1 protein-coding gene is annotated in these 631 nt (G+C 66.9%); it reads left to right on the plus strand.

The features are described from left to right. A partial coding sequence (locus ACXJKJ_RS30965; protein WP_457395384.1) for an AarF/UbiB family protein occupies positions 1-631 on the plus strand: 631 nt, incomplete at both ends.

The following is a 631-nucleotide window of genomic DNA, read 5'->3' on the forward strand; positions in this document are numbered from 1 at the left end:
TCCTGATCCCCAACGTGCATTGGCAGTGGACCTGCGAAAGCCTCAACGTGCAGGACTTCGTCGACGGCATCCCCGGCCGCGACCTGGCCGGCGTCGATGCGGCCGGGCTGGACCGCGTGCAGCTGGCCCGTCGCGGCGCGCACATCGTGCTCAAGATGGTGCTCGAAGACGGCTGTTTCCACGCCGATCCGCACCCGGGCAACATCATCTACCTGCGCGACGGCCGCATCGGCGTGATCGATTTCGGCATGGTCGGGGCGATCTCCGAGCAGCGCCGCTTCCAGGTCGCCCAGCTCCTGCATGGGCTGGTCAACCAGGAGCCGGAATCGGTGGCCGACGTGCTGCTCGATTGGGCGGGCGGGGTGGACGTGGATGAGTCGCGGCTGCAGCAGGACATCAGCACGTTCGTCGACCAGTACCGGGGCGTGCCGCTGAAAGACCTGCACATGGGCCTGATGCTGGGCAACATCACCACCTTGCTGCGCCAGTACTCGCTGACCCTGCCGGCCGACCTGGCCCTGATGATCAAGACCTTCCTGACTCTGGAAGGCATGGGCCGGCAGCTGGACCCGCAGTTCGACATGGCCAGCGCCGCGCGTCCGTACCTGGAGCGGGTGATGTGGCAGCGCTA

It is taken from the genome of Roseateles sp. P5_E1 (genome assembly GCF_054049335.1).